Here is a 16705-nt window from a genome sequence, read left to right as displayed (position 1 = left end):
GTGCAAGCCCGCAGCTCCCGCCCGCATCTCGGCCTGACGCATGCGCACACCCCTCCGCCCGCGCGTCCTGCCGCGCGCCCTGTCTGCAACACGCCTGCCCTCTGCTGCGCCGATATCGCGCAGTTGCTGTCCAGCCAGAGCGGTTGTCCTCGCGCAGGAGAAACCGGTCTGCGTGGGCGCGATCGATGAGGATCATGGCGGGACCTGGTGTGGCGTGTCGATGGCAACCCTTGCGGCGGCGGCGCGCCCGGGTGCGCTCCTACAGGCGGTGTGCGCGTTGTTGCATGCGCGCCGCCTGCGGCCGGATCAGCCGCCAAAATCCCATTGCGGTCGGACTGTGTGTTGGCGGTGCATCCGCGCGCTGCTGTGCCGCCACGTGATGGCTCCGTCGCGCCCGGGGCGCTCCTACGGGCGGTGCGTGTCGTTGCATGCGCACCGCCTGCGGCCGGATCAGCCGCCGAAATCCCATTGCAGGCCGACCGTGTAGGTGCGGTCCGGACCGGGTTCGTAATAGCGCCCGTTGGCGTCGTTGACGATCACCGAGCCGATGTAGTGCCGGTCCAGCGCATTGTCGATGCGGGCGAAGGTGCGCAGCCCGCCCAGCGTGGTGGTCCAGCGCCGGGACGCTTCCAGGTTGACCAGCGCGTAGCCGGGCGCACGCTCGCTGGCCAAGTCGTTGACCACGGTGGCGTCGGAGGCCACCGTTTCGGCGGCGAACTGCCATTGCAGCGGCTGCCACTGCCAGCGCGCGAACAGCTGCTGACGCGGCACGCCCGGCAGGCGCGCGCCGCTGGCCACCGGCGCGGTGGGCGTGGCGCAGCCGCTGCTGGCGCAGGTGAGGTAGCCATCGCGCACGGTGGCATCGACGAAGGTACAGGCCAGCTGCAGCTGCTGGGTGGTGCCCACCGGCTGATTCCAGCTCAGCTCCGCGCCCTGGCGGCGGGTGGCGCCGATGTTGCGGTAGGTGCTGCGGCCGTTGGTGTTGCTGGCCACCGCCAGTTCGTCGTCGGTGTCGGCGCGGAACAGCGCCACTTCCACTGCTGCGCCGCTTTGTGCGCGCCACTTGCTGCCGATCTCATAATTGCGGCTGGTCGCCGCGCCCAGATCCAGCGCCAGGCCGGCGCCGCCGTCGCTGCGATAGCCCAGCTCGTTGAAGGTGGGCGTTTCGAACCCGCGTCCCACCGAGGCGTAGAAACGCAGATCGTCGGCGGCACGGAACACGATGCCGGCCACCGGCGTGGTCGCCGAATAATCGCGTTGGCCGCTGTCGTCGGGATTGCGCCCGACGATGTAGTGGTCGTCCGAGTCGAAGCGCACTTGGCTATGGCGCACGCCCAGCAAGGCCGACCAGCGCGGGCTCCATTGCCACCAGGCCTGCGCAAACTGGTCCACGTTCTCGACCTGGTCGCGCTGGTTGCGGCGCAGCGCGCCCTGCACGCCCAGCGTATCGCCGACGAAATTCTCGTAACCGGTGCGGTGCTGGCGTTGACGATCCACGTTTGCGCCCACGGTCAGCTGCAGGGGCCGGCCCAGGGCCTCGCCTTGCCAGGCCCAACGCGCGTCGGCACCTTCGTAATTGCTGTCCAGATCGATCACCCCGCCCGAGTGCAGCGGATTGCGCTGCACCGCCACCGGGATCGCCAGGAACTGCTCCACGCTGCGCTGCCCGCCGTAGGCCATCAGCCGCAGCGTCTGGCTGTCCAACTGCTGGGTGAAGATGGCGCCGGCCTGCGATTGGCGCACCGATTTGCGGGTGTTGAACTGGGTGGCCACCGACGTGGCCTGCGCCGGGTCGGCAGTGAACTGGGCGCGGGTCAAACCGAGCGGATCCTGCGCATCCGGTGCGTCCAGGTAATTGAGCACCAGGTCCAGCCGGCGGCCTTCGGCCAGATCGAAGCCGAGCTTGGCGTTGACCGAATCGCGCTTTGCGCGGCTATGGGCGCGGAAGCCGTCGGTTTCGAAATGATTGGCGGCCAGGTTGTAGTGCACCGCGCCCTGCTGGCCGAGCAATTGCGCACCCGTGTTGACGGTGGCATTGCTGCCGTAGGTGGCGCGCAGCCGCCACGGGTCGCCCGGCTTGCCGTCGGCGCTCCACAGCTGCAGCACACCGCCGGAGGAGTTGCCGTACAGCGCCGAAAACGGCCCGCGCAGCACTTCCACCCGCTCGGCGCCCAGCACGTTGAAGTGCGAGAGCTGGCCCTGGCCATCGGGCATGCTGGCCGGGATACCGTCGACCAGCAGGCGCACGCCGCGCACGCCGAAGGTGGAACGCGCACCGAAGCCGCGGATCGACAGTTGGGTGTCCTGCGCGTAGTTCTGGCGATCGCGCGCCACCAGGCCGGGGATGCCGTCCAGCAGTTCGGACACCTGCGCGCCGCGGCGATTGTCGTCGTCGGCTGCCACCACGGTGAACGAGGCCGGCAGGTCGAAGTCGTCCACCCCGCGCACGCGTGCGGCGTCCACCTGCACGGTGGGCAATCGCTGGATCGGTGTGGAGGCGGGCGGCGCCGGATCGGCGGCCAGGACGGGCGGTGCGGCGCTCGTGGCGAACAGGCCGCAGGCGGCGGCCAACAAGGTAAGTCTGGGCATGGGCGTAGTGTCCCTCATCCGTACTGTGGCCGCATCGTTGCGTACGGAACGAAGCATGCTACGCCGGCCATGGGCTGCTACGATGAAGTGGTTTGGCCCAGCCGCGGCCGAACATCCCGGAAGTCCCTCACTCTTTCGTCCTTCAGCGAGTCATGCCGTGTCCTTCTTTGCAAACGTGGAACAGGTTCCAGGCGACCCCATCCTGGGCCTGACCGAGGCCTACAACGCCGACAGCCGCCCCAACAAGGTCAACCTGGGCGTGGGCATCTATTACGACGAAAACGGGCGCATCCCGCTGTTGCGCGCCGTGCACAAGATCGAGCAGCAGCTCGCGCTGGACGCCAAACCGCGCGGCTACCTGCCCATCGACGGCCTGGCCGCCTACGACAAGGCCACCCAGGAGCTGCTGTTCGGCGCCGAGTCGGCGCTGGTGGCCTCCGGCCGCGTGGCGACCTCGCAGACCGTCGGCGGCAGCGGCGCCTTGCGCGTGGGCGCGGACCTGCTCAAGAAGCTGCTGCCCACCTCCACCATCGCCATCAGCAACCCGAGCTGGGAAAACCATCGCGCGGTGTTCGGCGCGGCCGGCTTCGAGGTCGTGGACTACACCTATTTCGATGCCGCCAGCCATGGGCTGAACTTCGACGGCATGCTCGCCGACCTGGCAAAACTCGAACCGGGCACCGTGGTGCTGCTGCACGCCTGCTGCCACAACCCGACCGGCGCGGACCTGAGCAAGGAGCAGTGGAAGCAGGTTGCCGGGCTGTTGAAGGAACGCAACCTGTTCCCGTTCGTCGACATCGCCTACCAGGGCTTTGACAAGGGCATCGAGGCCGATGCGTATGCGGTGCGCCTGCTCGCTGCCGAAGGCATCGACAGCTACGTGGTCGCCAGCTCGTACTCCAAGTCGTTCTCGCTGTATGGCGAGCGCGTGGGCGCGCTGTCGGTGGTCTCGGCCACCGCGGCCGAAGCCAAGGCCGTGCAGTCGCAGGTCAAGCGCATCATCCGCACGATCTACTCCAGCCCGTCCACGCATGGCGCCGCATTGGTGGCCGGCGTGCTGACCAGCCCGGAGCTGCGCGATCTGTGGGAGCAGGAGCTCACCGAGATGCGCGAGCGCATCCACGCCCTGCGTGCGGGCCTGGTGGCCAAGCTGGCCACGCTGGGCGCGCCGGAGTTCGAGTTCATCCAGCGCCAGGCCGGCATGTTCTCGTACTCGGGCCTGACCAGGACCCAGGTAGACCGCCTGCGCGAGGAATTCGCGATCTACGCCGTCGGCACCGGCCGTATCTGCGTGGCCGCGCTGAGCCAGCGCAACCTGGACTACGTGGCACAGGCCGTGGCCACCGTCAGCCGCATGTAAGCGAGCGCATCGCGATCGGCCACCGCGGCCGACGCCTGCAGACCGGGAGCGCGCCAGCCTCCCGGTTTTTTTATGCGTGTTCGCCGCCCTACGCGTGTGCAGAGCTGCGCCAAGGCCCGCGTGGTACACGTCGGTAGACCTAGTCTTGGGCAACACATTCGCGCATGTTCGATCAGGTTTGCTGCAAAACGCGCATCCAGTGATCGAAATCTAACGGCGCAATGGCGACAATGGCAGACCACTTCCTACACAGGCTGCCCGCTCCCATGTCGCGTCCCTCGCTGACCCGCTTCCTGATCGAAGAGCAACACGCCGGCCGTATCGACCCGGAATTGCGCCAGCTGATCACCATCGTCTCGCGCGCCTGCAAGCGCATTTCCATCGCCGTGAGCAAGGGCGCCCTGGGTGGCGTGCTTGGCGATGCCGGCACCGGCAACGTGCAGGGCGAGGCGCAGAAGAAGCTCGACGTGCTCAGCAACGACATCCTGCTCGAAGCCAATGCCTGGGGCGGCCACCTGGCCGCGTGCGCGTCGGAAGAAATGGATCACAGCCAGCCGGTGCCCGACCAGTACCCCAGCGGCGACTTCCTGCTGCTGTTCGATCCGCTGGACGGCAGCTCCAACATCGACGTCAACGTCTCGGTGGGCACCATCTTCTCGGTGCTGCGCGCGCCCAAGGGCACCGAAAAGCCCGGCGACGAGCACTTCCTGCAGCCGGGCACCCAGCAGGTTGCCGCCGGCTACTGCATCTACGGCCCCAGCACGATGCTGGTGCTCACGCTCGGCCACGGCACCCACGCCTTCACCCTGGAGCGCGAGGAAGGCAGCTTCCTGCTGACCCAGGCCAACATGCGCGTGCCCGAGGACACCGCCGAATACGCCATCAACATGTCCAACCAGCGCCATTGGGAACCGGCCATGCAGTCCTATGTCAGCGACCTGCTGGCCGGCAAGGACGGCACCCGCGGCAAGGACTTCAACATGCGCTGGATCGCCAGCATGGTCGCCGACGTGCACCGCATCCTCACCCGCGGCGGCATCTTCATCTACCCCTGGGACAAGAAGGACGCGTCCAAGCCGGGCAAGCTGCGCCTGATGTACGAAGCCAACCCGATGAGCATGCTGGTGGAGCAGGCCGGCGGCGCGGCCACCACCGGGCGCGAGCGCATCCTGGACCTCCAGCCGACGCAGCTGCATCAGCGCGTGCCGGTGTTTCTGGGGTCGAAGAACGAAGTGAACGAGGCCACGCGCTATCACGTGGAGTTCGACAAGGCGCAGGGCTGAACTTTCGGCGCAAGCCACACGCCGCGCTGACGCATGCCAGACACCCGCCCCGTGCGGGTGTCTTTGTTTGTGACCACGGCTGATTGTGCAATCAATGATGGTCTGCAGAGCGACGAGAACTGCGCCAGCAGCCACATCCTGCCGTCAGTTGACTCACCACCGGGCAGCGGTGAGTATCGCCCTCGGGCCGGAGTGGGACGGTCTACGGGAAGTCGATCTCTACGCGCAATGCCTTGCAAGCAGTCGCCTGACTGCCCACAGGGATCACATATCGATCAGGGAGTTCACATGAAGACCGCATGTGTTGCACTGGTGGCTGCCGTCATGTTGCAGGCCACACCCGCCTTCTCCGCGCCAACCGCGCCATCGCCACTGGTCGGAACCTGGCTGCTGGATACCAGCAGCCTGCCGATGCCACCGGCTGCACGACCCAAACGTGTTGTCCTGGAGTTCAAACAGGTTCCAGGCAACAAGTGGGCCACCAGCGCCGAGATCATCGAACACGACAACAAGACGCTGCAGGCGCAATCCACGCTGTTGCTGGACGGCACACCGGGCAAGGCCTCGGGTACCTACCTGGTGGATCGCGCCGCAGTCAAAATGCCCGAGCCCGGCGTGCTGGTGATGCAGTTGATGTATCAAGGTGTCCCGGCATCCACACGCACCTATACGGTCAGTGCCGACGGCAAGGTCATGACCGAGATTGAAGCGTACTTCAAGGACGGCAACCCGGTGATGCGCACGGCGTATTTCAAACGCGCGGCAAGTCAGTCCAAGTGAACACGGGCGAGCCGACGCCGCATCGCGGCGCGGCTCGTTTATTTGAGGAGCAGCGGCAGTTTGAAGGCAGGGAGCCTGTATGCGACATCTTTCAGCGATCGATCTTGCAGCCACATTGCGGCGCAGCAGGTCGGTCGAGCAGTTCCTCGGAAAAAGTCCAGTCGATGCAGCATACATTCGCCATGTCGAGTTACGGCCGGCAAACAATTGCATCGAGGTATGGGTGTATGACGTCAAGGACGTTGGCAGCGAAGACTATTCGGATCTGTATGACTTCGCATATTTCGAGCCAGACGGACCCTGTGCCCCTGCCGCCATCTTTGCGGACGCTGCTGCTGCCGTGACGTATGCCAGCACATTCCTGGCGGCGGACCCTACGCGCTGGACCAACCTCGGGATTGCCGAGTCCGAATACCTTGACTACCTTCGGGCAGGCAGGCCTTCCGGTTGGCCGGTTGCCATCTGACCCTTCATCTCGACGCCGACCAGGCAAGCGCTTGGGTTCAACCGCCAGCCATCGCCCCGATATCGTAGTTGAGCCAACCAGAGCATCCATGACCGAGATCAAATTCACCGAAGGCGAGCGGGCGGCGATCACCCGCAAGATCCAGCTGTATTTCAGCGAGGAACTGAAGCAGCAGATCGGCCGCTTCGATGCGGAGTTTCTGCTGGATTTCTTCGCCGAAGAAGTGGGGGCCTATTTCTACAATCGGGGCGTCTACGATGCGCAGGCCATCATTGCCAGCAAGCTGGACGACCTGGGTGAAGCGATCTACCAGCTGGAACGCCCTACCGACTTCAAAAAGTGATCCGCCACCTCACGATGCCACAGCACTGAGAAGTCCCACGTCGCTGCTGCGAGCAGGGACAACATGCGCGTGCCAGAGACACCGCCGAATACGCCATCAAGTCGCGGCGTTCCGCTGCGTTGTTCAAGGATTCCCGCAACTCAAGGGTGTTACTGAGGACTTCCGGTCTCCAGCTGGCCAGCATCCTTGAGAAGTGCAAGCGCCCACTCCACACGCGCCGATGCGGTGGCGATCAGGTCATCCGGGTGCTCGCCCAGCAGCGCGCGCAGTTGATGCGGCGCGAACACCAGGTCGACGAAGTGGCTTGCCAACGCAGATGGATTGGCCGGTTGATCCGGGCCGTCCAGGATCGTCATCTGCACCCGCCGCAGCCCGCCCTCCCAGCCGATACGGTTGACTTCAGCGGCAAGCGCTGGCGCGCGAATGGAGGTGCCGACGACCAGGCGCATCATGGCCACCGTCTGGGGCTGTAATGCATGCGCAAGTATCCCTTGTCCTGCGTGTCTCAGGCGCCCCTCCAGATCCATGGGCACGCTGGCTGCGGCAGGCAGCGGCTGGGTGTCGACATCGCGACGGACCACCGCCTCAAAGATGGCGTCTTTGTTGGCATAGCGCGCGTAAAGGCTTGCCTTGCCCGCGCCTGCCAGCCGCGCGATGTCCTCGCACGAGGTGTGCTCGAACCCGCGTTCCAGGAAGAGTTGCAGTGCCGCATCGAGTAAGCGCCGTTCGACATCACCCGCCTTATCGAGTGGCGGCCGTCCGCCTTTTGATTTTTGCTTGACCGCTTTCATGCACGAAAACTTACACGCCGCTTGCATTGCCATCAACTGAACGTTATCGTTCAGTTATTCGCTGCGTGGTCTGCCAAGCCGGCGAATGGCCTGGGTGCTGCGTGACAGACAGCCTGCATCTTCTGTTGCAGTTCCCGTTGCCGTCGTTGGCGCAAAAGACCCAAGCGAGAGGCAAGTCATGACGTCAGATGTGAGATCCCCAATCGTTGTTGCAGGCGCCACCGGCGACCTGGGTTGCCGCATCGTCTTTGTCCTGCAGGACCAGGGCGCCGCGGTGGTTGCGCTTGTTCGGCAAGGCGCAGGCAAGGACCGTACTGCGGCCCTGCAACGCAGGAACATCACGATCCGCTACGTCGAGATGGAAGACGCCAACTCATTGCGTGAAGCGGTCGGGAATGCGGCATGCGTCGTTTCCGCGCTCAACGGCCTGGAAGACGTCATGCTGGGTCAACAGGGAAAGCTGTTGCATGCAGCGGTCAGCGCCGGCGTGCCTCGCTTCATCCCGTCTGATTTCTCGCTGGACTATACGAAGACGCGGCCGGGCGACAATCGAAACCTGGATTTCCGGCGCCGGTTTAGAGACCAGCTGGATGCCGCGCCGATCGCGGCCACCTCGGTTCTGTGCGGCGGTTTTCTTGAGCTTCTTGAGGGCAGTGCGCGCCTCGTGGTGCCGGGCCGTCGCGTCATGCATTTTGGCGACGCACATCAGCAGCTCGATTTCACCGCCAAAGATGACGTCGCCAGCTACACGGCGGCGGCCGCACTGGATTCCACGGCCCCACGGGACCTGCGCATTGCCGGCAACAGCATTTCGCCCAACGACATCGCGCAACTGCTCACCCAACTCACCGGGCAGCGCTATCGCACGCTCAGGCCGGGCGGGCTCGGGACGATGTCGGCAATCATCAGTGCGGTGCGTGCACTCACGCCCGCAAGCGATGATCCCTTCCCTCCCTGGCAGGGCATGCAATACCTGCGCGACATGATGAGCGGGCGCGGCAAATTGGTCCCACTGGATAACGATCGCTACGGTGCGCGCTCCTGGCAAACAGCCCGCCAGACACTGGCCAACACCTATGTACGGGAGTCTTGAGATGCGCGATGGCATTGCAGCGTTCCACATCCAGGTTGCACAGGCAGAGCTGGATGACCTCGCACACCGGCTTAGGCAAACGCGGTGGCCAAGTAGGGAAACCGTGGAGGACCACAGCCAAGGCCCACAGAGCGAGCGCATCCGGCGCCTGGTGGACCGCTGGCAGTCTGGCTACGACTGGCGTGCGACAGAGCGGAGGCCGGCGCTGCCGGGCTGGACGACCACGACCATGCGCATGGCGACGGGGCGCCGGAGCGCGGCGGCTTCGGCCAGGCGCAGGACGTGCTGTCCGAGTTCGGGCACACCCACGACCACGCCGAAGCCGCCACCCTGCTCGACCCGCAGACCCGCGCGTTGCTGCGCGCCGCGCTGGACCAGATGTGGCAGTCCGAGGGCGAGCTGCGCCAGGGCCACCCGGAGCGTGCGTTGCCGTTTGCCAACAAGGCGCTGGGCTTCATCAAGCAGGTGCAGCAGGCCGAACGCATCTACCTGGCGCGGGTCGGCACGCAGCTGCCGCCGATCGACCCCGGCCGCCGCCTGAGCGGCGACCGCGCCGGCCTGGGCGACCGTGCCGCCGGCCTGGACAGCCGCCCGGATCCGGACCCGTCGGCGTTGCAGTTGTGGGACGCCCTCGGCGAGCAGGCCCCGGTACCCGACGCCACCCTGGCCCGCTACGCGCAGTGGCTGCAGACCCAGCAGGAGCGCCTGCAGGATCCGCGGGGCCTGGCCGCGGCGGTGGAAACCCTGCGCGCCGAACCCGACTGCGCCAGCTGCCGCGCCCAGCTGCGCGCCCAGGTCTGGCGCACGCTGTTCGCCCCGCCGGCCCCGCTGCACCGCCGCGCCCCTGCCGACGCGCGCGGCCAGCGCTATCTGGATGCCCTGCGCCAGGAGCCGCAACCATGATGCTGCCACCGCCCCGGTTGACCGCACGCGGCAGCGTGCGCCGCGCGGCGACCCGCCACGTGGGGCCACGGCGGGCTGGATGCACGCAAACGGAGCCGCAGGCATGACGCTCGCGCTGCCCTGGCTGGTCGGCAGTGCCTTGTTGCTGCTGGTGATGCTGAGCTGGTTCCGGCTGCTGCGCGCACATGCCCGGCAACCACGCGCGCGGCTGTGGCTGTTGCTCGCCGCCCAACCGCTCCTGGCCGGCCTGCTCTACCCGGTGCTGCTGCCGCCGCCGCGGGCCGGCAGTACGAGCGAACTGCATGTCGCCACCGCGGGCACCCAGGCAGACCAGGTTCGCCCGACTGCTGCGCCGTGGGTCGCCCTGCCCGAGGCGCCCGCCTTGCCGGGCGTGGCACGCGTACCGGACCTGGCCACCGCGTTGCGGCGCGCGCCCGGCACCACCGCGCTGGTCGTGCATGGCAGCGGCCTGCCGGCGCGCGACCGCGACGGGCTGCGTATCCCTGTGCGGCTGGCGCTGGCTCCGGTGCCGACCGGTCTGGTCGCCGTCTCCACGCCGCCGCCGGCCGCACCCGGCGAACGCATCGCCATCAGCGCGCGCGTGCAGGGCCTGCCGGGCGCGCGGGTGGAGCTGCTGGATCCCGCCGGGCAGGTGGCCGACACCGCCGCCACCGATGCGGCCGGCCAGGTGCAGCTGCGTGGCCAGGCGCGCGCACCGGGGCAGGTGCTGTTCGCGCTGCGCCTGCGCGATGGCGCAGGCGCCGAACGCGGCCGCGTGCCGGTGCTGATCGCCGCGGTGCCGTCCGCACGCGTGCTGTTGCTGGCCGGCGCGCCGCAGCCGGAACTGAAATACCTGCGCCGCTGGGCCAACGATGCCGGCATGCAGGTGCGCAGCCAGATCGCCGTCGGCCCCGGCGTGCAACTGGGCGAGGGCGCTGCGCTGGATGCCGCCAGCCTGGATGTGCTGGACCTGCTGGTCATCGACCAGCGCCGCCTGGTCGCCCTGGGCAACGCGCAGCGCCAGGGCGTACGCGCCGCGATCGGCCGCGGTCTGGGCGTGCTGGTGCGCACCGACGGCCCCCTGGATGCTGCCGCCCGCGCCGCGCTCGGCGAGCTGGGCCTGGCCGTGACAGGCGGCAGCACCGGCGCCGCGGTCGCCGCGCCGCGCTCACTGGCATCGCCCGGCGCCATCGACGCAGCCGCAGCGCCGGCCGACGCCGCGCCACTGCCGCCCCTGCAACGCCGCACCCTGCAGCCGCAACAGGCCGATGCCGTGATCGCCGCACGCGCAGACGACGGCAGCGCATTGGGCTGGTGGCGGCCGCAAGGCCGCGGCCGCATCGGCATCGGCCTGATCGAAGACAGTTTTGCCCTGGTCCTGGCCGGCCGCAGCGACCTGCATGCCGCGCTGTGGGCGCAGCTGGTGAGCGCTGTCGCCCGCGCGGGCGGCAACGCGCCGGCTGCGGTGCAGACTGGCTGGTCGCAGCAACGCATGACGCTGTGCGGCGTCGCCGCAGACGCAGACGTCGTCGGCCCTACGGGTACGCCCCAGGCGCTGCTGATCGATCCGGCCAGCGGCACCCGGGCCTGCGCCGCCTACTGGCCGGCCGCCGCAGGCTGGCATCGTCTGCAGACCGGCACCGAACAGCGCTGGCTCTATGTCCGCGCGCCCGGCGATGCCCCCGCGCTGCACACCCAGCAGACCCGCGACGCCACCGTTGCGATGGCCACCGTCGACGCTCCCGCAAGCGTCGGCGCGCCAACAGCGCAACCCGGCGCCCGCTGGCCCTGGCTGCTGGCCTGGCTCACGCTGGCCGCAGCACTGTGGTGGCTGGAACGACGCAGGCGCTGACTGCGGCAGTGCACTGCCACATCAGCGCAGGCTCGCGTGCGGTGCGCTGTCAGACAGGGCTTTGGCACTCCACCGCACTGGAAAACAGCAGTGCTGCAACATCGGCAACGTCTTGGCGACAAACTCAACGCGACTGACGCGACCACACCCGGCAACAGTTGTTCGCCGGCAACGCCACATCGTCGAGCAACTGCAAGCCCACCGACGCCGCCAGTGCATCCACCGCTTCGGCATCGCGAATGCCCGATGCGGCATCGCGCTCGCGCAACATCGTATCGAACGCGCGATTGCTCTGGCTGGTGAATTGGCCATCGCGGTTGAACGGCCCGTACACCACCAGCAACGCATCCGGTGCCATCACCGCCGGCAGCCCCGCAAACAACGCCTGTACCTGCGGCCAGCCCATGATGTGCAAGGTATTGGCGCTGTAGACCGCGTCGTAGCCGGCAGGCTCGCCCGCCTGCGCAGGCGGCAATGGCGGCGTGGGCGCCAGGCCCGGTGTCGGCGTCAGCACCGCCTGCAATGCAATCGGTGGCGGCGTATTCGGCAGTGCCGCCTCGTCCAGCCACTGCGTCATGCCCGGCAGATGGTCGGCATGATCGCTGGCCTGCCAGCGCAACCACGGCATCGCCGCCGCAAAATGCACCGCGTGCTGCCCGGTCCCGGCGCCGATTTCCAGCACATTGCGGCGGTCGGCAAAGTGCCGTTGCAACACCTCCAGGATCGGGTCGCGGTTGCGTGCGGAGGCTGGCGAAAAGGGTTTGGTCATGGAAGACATCCAGGAAGAGCGAACCCGATTGTCGCGCGCGCAAGCGACATTGCGCAGTGCGCACGACGGCATCGATGCAGCGCCGCGCCCGCATGCGCGTGCATCAACGCAGGCCTGCAAATTCCGTGGATGCTTGCAGGTTGCCTGGATGGCGCTTGCAGCTTGCCCGCCGCAAATGCGCGGCACCGCGGGGCGTTAGGTTCAACGCGCCGCCGGCAATGCGTCATACGCGCGTCGCACCGCATCCTCGCCATAGCGCCGCTCCAGCCGGCGCACGATGAAGTGCCCGCGCGCCATCGCCTGGAAGTGGCGCATGAACACCGTATTGAGGGTTGCGCCGCTCACCGCACCGACCAGCGGCACCGCCTGCACGGCGAGTTTTTCGCCGACATTGACCGAGAACTTGGCCGCAACGCGCGACACCAGCGACACCAGCACCGGCGCGCCCTTGCTGGCAAACCCGTGTGCGGCAACGTAATGCGCCGCAGCGCTGAGTTGTTGCGCCATTGCAGCGCGCACCGCGAAGTAGCCCGATTCGGCGCCGTCGTCGCTGACACTGCGCCCGCCATGCGCCAGCACTTCCAGACAGGCCAGCGCGGTGTCCGGATCGTGCAGCGATTCGCCTTCGGAACGGGCGATATCGGCGATGGAGCGCAGCATCACCGTGGTGGTCACCGGCAGCTCCACCAACAGCCCGGGCAGGCCGAAGAATCCACCCGCACCACCGGCGACAGCCACCGCCATGGTGTGGCGTGCGGTGGACGCAGGCTGCTGCAGATCGGTCGTGCCGCGCAGGCTCAGTAATGCCGATTTCATCGCCACCTGCAGCGCGCGGCGGGTCACGCCGTCGATGCTGCGGGTGACCAGCTTCGGCAGCCTTCGGCTGATCAGGCTCTCGATCGGCGCGCCCATTGCATTGGCCAATCGGGCGGCCACGCCGGGGTTTTCCAACAGCGCGTGCGCGGTGGCCAGATCGCGTTGCGCGGCAACGTCCATCACCGGGATCGGAAGCGTCGTCATGCCTGCTCTTCGTCGTTGGGGGCTTGCGTCGATGGTACCCAGCACCGTGTGAGCGCCGGCCGAGCGGCCTCGGCCGTCGACAACATCCTTCTGCAACTGGCCGGCAAAATGCGCGATCATCGAGATTCACGCAGCCAAGCTGGTCAGATGAATCGTGAGATCCGCCACAGCGTCGTTATCGCGGCCGCGCCGGAAGTGGTCTGCGTCGCGTTGTCCGAGCCCATGCAGCTGGCTTGCTGGTGGACGCGCGAGGTGAGCCTGGTCGAGGACCGGGTGCGGCTGGACTGGAGCCGGCAGGGCTGGCGAGTGGAGTTGAGCATCGACGACGGTGCCGACTACCGTCTGGTGCGCTGGCGCTGTCACGCTTCCAACATGCTCGACACCGACGCCTGGAAGGGCACGGTGATGCGCTTCGATTTGCATTCCACCAGCCAGGGCACACGGGTGGAGTTCGAACACTCCGGCTATCGCGACTCGCCCTGCAAGGAAGCCTGCGCCCGCGGCTGGCGCTTCTTTCTGGGCAGCAGCCTCAAGCGCTATGCGGAAACCGGCCAAGGCATGCCGTCGGCCGACATGCGCAGCCCCGAGCTGCCCGACAGCGGCGGTCGCGCGCCGCGCTAGCGGCGGCCGATGTCACCGGTGCCCGCTGGCAAGGTCGCAACATGGTGGCTGCGCAGGTGTCGGGCCATGTGGCCTGGCCTCCCCACTGTCCTGCCCGAGCGCCACCTGGTGGGTCGGGTCGGGCGGGCCGAATCCGCTCATGCGGTGCGCGGCTGGCCCATGGCAGGCGGCATGCTGCCGGGCAGTTGCGCATCCACCGTCACCGGGCTGTCGCCGCGCAGCAAGGCGCGCGCCTCGGCATCGCTGGCCACCGCCGGCGGCGAGCCGCGCAGCGGCAGGCCGGCAGTTTCGCGCACGAACAGCATGGTCACCAGGCCGATCGCCGCCGCACCCATCAGGTAGTAGGCCGGCACCAGCGGGTCGCCGCTGCGCTCCACCAACCAGGCGGTGACCAGCGGCGTGGTGCCGCCGAACAACGACACCGACACGTTGAAGGCGATCGACAACGCGCTGTAGCGCACCGGGGTGTAGAACAGCGCCGGCAACGTGGACGGCATCGAACTGGTGAAGCACACCAGCGCCAGACCGAGCAGCATCAGGCCGGCGAAGATCAGCCCGTCATGGCCGCTGCCGATCAGCAGCAGGCAGGGGATGGCCAGCGCGAACAACGCGATGCAGGCGCCGATGATCATCGGCCGGCGTCCCAGCCTGTCGCTGAACAGGCCGCCGACGATGTTGAGCGGCATCATCACCAGCATCACCAGGATGATCAGCAACAGGCCCTTGCTCTCCGCATAGCCCATGGTGACGCTGAGATAGCTGGGCATGTAGGTCAGCAGCATGTAGTCGGTGACGTTGAAGACCAGCACCAGACCCACGCACTTGAGCAATTGCGGCCAATGCAGGCGCAGCATGGTCAGCAGGCCCTGCGCGGCGGTTGCGCGTTCGCGTTGTTCGGATTGCTCGGTATAGGCGCGAAATGCGGGGGTTTCTTCCAGTTTCATGCGCATGTACAGGCCCAGCAGCCCCAACGGGCCGGCAATCAGGAACGGCACCCGCCAGCCCCAATCGAGCATCTGTGCCTGGGTCACCGTCATGTGCAGCGCCGTCACCGTGGCGGCGCCGGCGATGTAGCCGCCCAGGGTGCCAAATTCCAGCCAGCTGCCCATCAATCCGCGATTGCGGTCGGTGGCGTATTCGGCAATGAAGGTCGCCGCGCCGCCGTATTCGCCGCCGGTGGAGAACCCCTGCAACAGCCGCGCCAGCAACAGCAGCGCCGGTGCCCACAGACCGATCCTGGCGTAGGACGGAATCAGGCCGATGCTGAAGGTGCCCAGCGCCATCAGGATCATGGTCGCCGCCAGCACCTTCTGCCGCCCATAGCGGTCGCCGAGCGGGCCGAACACCAGCCCGCCGATCGGCCGCACCAGAAACGCAACGGTGAAGGTGGCAAAAGTGGCGATCAGCTGCGCGGTGGGATTACTGGCCGGGAAGAACACCTGCCCCAGGGTCACCGCCAGATAGCCGTACACGCCGAAGTCGAACCACTCCATCGCATTACCCAATGCGGCGGCGCCCACGGCCTTGCGCAGCATGCCGCGATCCACCACGGTGACCTCGGCCAGTTGCAGTTGGCGGCGGCGCTTGAACCAACCGAAGTGCGAGGCAATCGTGCGGGTATCGTGCATGTGTTTCGTCTCCGTGTGCGGCCATCGCTGCCCGCTCGCCCTGGCAACGCACAGGACACGGCGCATCAGGCAGGCATGGCAATGGCACATGCACCGAGATGACGCCGGAGGCATTCCCGGACGGCCGCGTGGACTCAGCGACGCTGCGGGACAGACAACCAAGGGATGGGCAATGCCCAAGGGCTTGATCAGCCCGTTATGTTACTACAGCGCGCAGATCGCTGCAGCCGCGATACGGCGGCACTGCGAAAAACCGCTTGTTTCAAGGCATGTGGAGCATTCGGCGCGCACATCGCGCCCTCGGTGCACCGCACATTTGCCTGCCGCCTTGCGCGCCATCGATCAGGTGCGGTGCATGCTCACACCAGTTCCTCACCCAGCTGCGACAGCAGCGGTTGCAGATCCTCGCGCGTCTGCGGGCGCACTGCGCGCGCAACTTCCACACCGTCGCGCAGCAGGATGATGGTCGGCCACAACTTGACACGAAAAGAGCGGCCCAAGGGCCGCCCTTTTCCATCTTCGACCTTGCGGTAGTCGAGCGCCGCAACGCCACCCAGCAATTTCTGCAACAGCGGCTGGGCGGCGATGCAGTGGCCGCACCAGTCGGTACCGAACTCCAGCACCTGCAGACCGGCCTGTGCATCCACATCGCTACGTTCGGGCGCCTGGGTGGCGTAGTCGCGAACAAACCCCATCGTCTGACCGCTCCGTTGTGCTTACGACAATGCGCGCTGGATCTCTTCCAGCGGCAGGTTGGTCAGATCCTTGGCCAGATCGCCGACCAGGCGTTGTTGCGTTTCCTTGTGCAGCAACGGGCGAACGCGGCCCAGCGTGGTCGGGTCGGCCACCAGCACCAGATGCGTGTACTCGTGCTTCAGCGCACCATCGTTCAATGCATGCGACAGCTGCTTGGCAAAGGTCATTTCGTCCATGTCCGCCTCGCTGAGATCCTGCGGCGCCTTGCCGGCCGGGCCATCGTCGTCGACGTTCTGCACGTCGGTGCGCGCGTGCTGGCGCAGCACCACCTTGGCTTCGTTGCCGGTGTTGGTGAACCAGCGCGCTTCACCGCCATCGGCCACCACCACCAACGCACCCTGAGGAATTTGCAGACTCATTCGATTCTCCTGATCAACAGCGGCGTTGCATGTGCAACGCCAGTCGGCCTCAACCTAGGTCAGAGGATGTAAGCGCCGCGCCTAGCCGGTGT

15 protein-coding genes and 2 pseudogenes are annotated in these 16705 nt (G+C 67.2%); 10 read left to right on the top strand and 7 right to left on the bottom strand.

Going from position 1 to position 16705, the window contains the following annotated elements; translation table 11 throughout:
- Positions 1–450: 450 nt before the first annotated feature.
- The gene (locus tag XARJCFBP2528_RS06460) at positions 451–2589 is read right to left on the bottom strand and encodes a TonB-dependent receptor family protein (protein ID WP_026064674.1); all 2139 of its coding nucleotides are present in this window, start codon (positions 2587–2589) and stop codon (positions 451–453) included.
- 157 nt (positions 2590–2746) lie between these two features.
- Between XARJCFBP2528_RS06460 and XARJCFBP2528_RS06455 the strand changes: the two genes are divergently transcribed.
- The 5 genes from XARJCFBP2528_RS06455 (at position 2747) to XARJCFBP2528_RS06435 (ending at position 6821) form a co-directional block, all read left to right on the top strand.
- Positions 2747–3949 (top strand): amino acid aminotransferase, encoded by a 1203-nt coding sequence (locus XARJCFBP2528_RS06455; RefSeq protein WP_016903903.1) that lies wholly within the window; start codon positions 2747–2749, stop codon positions 3947–3949.
- 266 nt (positions 3950–4215) lie between these two features.
- A complete protein-coding gene (locus XARJCFBP2528_RS06450) occupies positions 4216–5232 on the top strand; it encodes a class 1 fructose-bisphosphatase (protein ID WP_016903904.1) in 1017 nt (338 codons plus the stop codon).
- Positions 5233–5544: 312 nt separating this feature from the next.
- Entirely contained in the window at positions 5545–6012 is a 468-nt protein-coding gene (locus tag XARJCFBP2528_RS06445) for a hypothetical protein (RefSeq protein WP_026064675.1), read from the top strand.
- Between the two features lie 79 nt (positions 6013–6091).
- Positions 6092–6478 (top strand): hypothetical protein, encoded by a 387-nt coding sequence (locus XARJCFBP2528_RS06440; RefSeq protein WP_026064676.1) that lies wholly within the window; start codon positions 6092–6094, stop codon positions 6476–6478.
- Between the two features lie 88 nt (positions 6479–6566).
- Entirely contained in the window at positions 6567–6821 is a 255-nt protein-coding gene (locus tag XARJCFBP2528_RS06435; RefSeq protein ID WP_016903907.1) for a DUF2164 domain-containing protein, read from the top strand.
- A gap of 149 nt (positions 6822–6970) precedes the next feature.
- On the opposite strand, the gene XARJCFBP2528_RS06430 is transcribed toward XARJCFBP2528_RS06435, so the two are convergent.
- Positions 6971–7612 (bottom strand): TetR/AcrR family transcriptional regulator, encoded by a 642-nt coding sequence (locus XARJCFBP2528_RS06430; protein WP_016903908.1) that lies wholly within the window; start codon positions 7610–7612, stop codon positions 6971–6973.
- Between the two features lie 178 nt (positions 7613–7790).
- On the opposite strand from XARJCFBP2528_RS06430, the gene XARJCFBP2528_RS06425 reads away from it, so the two are divergent.
- The 4 genes and pseudogenes from XARJCFBP2528_RS06425 (at position 7791) to XARJCFBP2528_RS06415 (ending at position 11460) form a co-directional block, all read left to right on the top strand.
- On the top strand, positions 7791–8705 hold the full coding sequence (locus XARJCFBP2528_RS06425) for an NmrA family NAD(P)-binding protein (protein WP_016903909.1): 915 nt from the start codon (positions 7791–7793) through the stop codon (positions 8703–8705).
- A 1-nt stretch (position 8706) separates the two neighbouring features.
- Positions 8707–8931 (top strand): annotated as a pseudogene (locus XARJCFBP2528_RS22150) (epoxide hydrolase N-terminal domain-containing protein); the annotation flags it as partial.
- Positions 8901–9608 (top strand): annotated as a pseudogene (locus XARJCFBP2528_RS06420) (hypothetical protein); the annotation flags it as partial. The pseudogenes XARJCFBP2528_RS22150 and XARJCFBP2528_RS06420, both read left to right, overlap by 31 nt.
- Positions 9580–11460 carry a carboxypeptidase regulatory-like domain-containing protein gene (locus XARJCFBP2528_RS06415; protein WP_374057755.1) on the top strand — a complete coding sequence of 627 codons (1881 nt, stop codon included), beginning with the start codon at positions 9580–9582 and terminating at the stop codon, positions 11458–11460. The pseudogene XARJCFBP2528_RS06420 and the gene XARJCFBP2528_RS06415, both read left to right, overlap by 29 nt.
- A gap of 124 nt (positions 11461–11584) precedes the next feature.
- Here the strand turns inward: XARJCFBP2528_RS06415 and XARJCFBP2528_RS06410 are convergent, their stop codons facing one another.
- Both XARJCFBP2528_RS06410 and XARJCFBP2528_RS06400 read right to left on the bottom strand, forming a co-directional pair.
- On the bottom strand, positions 11585–12229 hold the full coding sequence (locus XARJCFBP2528_RS06410) for a DUF938 domain-containing protein (protein WP_016903913.1): 645 nt from the start codon (positions 12227–12229) through the stop codon (positions 11585–11587).
- Positions 12230–12430: 201 nt separating this feature from the next.
- Positions 12431–13225, bottom strand: a complete 795-nt coding sequence (locus tag XARJCFBP2528_RS06400; RefSeq protein ID WP_039515733.1) for an EcsC family protein — start codon at positions 13223–13225, stop codon at positions 12431–12433.
- A 171-nt stretch (positions 13226–13396) separates the two neighbouring features.
- Here XARJCFBP2528_RS06400 and XARJCFBP2528_RS06395 point away from each other — a divergent pair, with 171 nt between their 5' ends.
- Entirely contained in the window at positions 13397–13870 is a 474-nt protein-coding gene (locus XARJCFBP2528_RS06395; RefSeq protein WP_016902955.1) for an SRPBCC family protein, read from the top strand.
- Positions 13871–14007: 137 nt separating this feature from the next.
- On the opposite strand, the gene proP is transcribed toward XARJCFBP2528_RS06395, so the two are convergent.
- The 3 genes from proP to XARJCFBP2528_RS06380 form a co-directional block, all read right to left on the bottom strand.
- The gene (gene proP / locus XARJCFBP2528_RS06390; protein WP_016902954.1) at positions 14008–15498 is read right to left on the bottom strand and encodes a glycine betaine/L-proline transporter ProP; all 1491 of its coding nucleotides are present in this window, start codon (positions 15496–15498) and stop codon (positions 14008–14010) included.
- Positions 15499–15857: 359 nt separating this feature from the next.
- On the bottom strand, positions 15858–16193 hold the full coding sequence (locus XARJCFBP2528_RS06385; RefSeq protein ID WP_016902953.1) for a thioredoxin family protein: 336 nt from the start codon (positions 16191–16193) through the stop codon (positions 15858–15860).
- Positions 16194–16214: 21 nt separating this feature from the next.
- Positions 16215–16613, bottom strand: a complete 399-nt coding sequence (locus tag XARJCFBP2528_RS06380; protein ID WP_016902952.1) for a host attachment family protein — start codon at positions 16611–16613, stop codon at positions 16215–16217.
- Between the last annotated feature and the right edge of the window lie 92 nt (positions 16614–16705).

It is taken from the genome of Xanthomonas arboricola pv. juglandis, assembly GCF_001013475.1.
GTDB lineage: Bacteria > Pseudomonadota > Gammaproteobacteria > Xanthomonadales > Xanthomonadaceae > Xanthomonas > Xanthomonas arboricola.
This window is presented reverse-complemented; position numbering and strand designations above follow the sequence as displayed.

What these genes read in the sequence shown, in the direction of transcription:
- XARJCFBP2528_RS06460 (WP_026064674.1), bottom strand. Translation starts at nt 2,589, where the DNA reads ATGCCCAGACTTACCTTGTTGGCCGCCGCCTGCGGCCTGTTCGCCACG.
- XARJCFBP2528_RS06450 (WP_016903904.1), top strand. Translation starts at nt 4,216, where the DNA reads ATGTCGCGTCCCTCGCTGACCCGCTTCCTGATCGAAGAGCAACACGCC.
- XARJCFBP2528_RS06440 (WP_026064676.1), top strand. Translation starts at nt 6,092, where the DNA reads ATGCGACATCTTTCAGCGATCGATCTTGCAGCCACATTGCGGCGCAGC.
- XARJCFBP2528_RS06435 (WP_016903907.1), top strand. Translation starts at nt 6,567, where the DNA reads ATGACCGAGATCAAATTCACCGAAGGCGAGCGGGCGGCGATCACCCGC.
- XARJCFBP2528_RS06430 (WP_016903908.1), bottom strand. Translation starts at nt 7,612, where the DNA reads ATGAAAGCGGTCAAGCAAAAATCAAAAGGCGGACGGCCGCCACTCGAT.
- XARJCFBP2528_RS06425 (WP_016903909.1), top strand. Translation starts at nt 7,791, where the DNA reads ATGACGTCAGATGTGAGATCCCCAATCGTTGTTGCAGGCGCCACCGGC.
- XARJCFBP2528_RS06415 (WP_374057755.1), top strand. Translation starts at nt 9,580, where the DNA reads ATGCCCTGCGCCAGGAGCCGCAACCATGATGCTGCCACCGCCCCGGTT.
- XARJCFBP2528_RS06410 (WP_016903913.1), bottom strand. Translation starts at nt 12,229, where the DNA reads ATGACCAAACCCTTTTCGCCAGCCTCCGCACGCAACCGCGACCCGATC.
- XARJCFBP2528_RS06400 (WP_039515733.1), bottom strand. Translation starts at nt 13,225, where the DNA reads ATGGACGTTGCCGCGCAACGCGATCTGGCCACCGCGCACGCGCTGTTG.
- XARJCFBP2528_RS06395 (WP_016902955.1), top strand. Translation starts at nt 13,397, where the DNA reads ATGAATCGTGAGATCCGCCACAGCGTCGTTATCGCGGCCGCGCCGGAA.
- proP (WP_016902954.1), bottom strand. Translation starts at nt 15,498, where the DNA reads ATGCACGATACCCGCACGATTGCCTCGCACTTCGGTTGGTTCAAGCGC.
- XARJCFBP2528_RS06385 (WP_016902953.1), bottom strand. Translation starts at nt 16,193, where the DNA reads ATGGGGTTTGTTCGCGACTACGCCACCCAGGCGCCCGAACGTAGCGAT.
- XARJCFBP2528_RS06380 (WP_016902952.1), bottom strand. Translation starts at nt 16,613, where the DNA reads ATGAGTCTGCAAATTCCTCAGGGTGCGTTGGTGGTGGTGGCCGATGGC.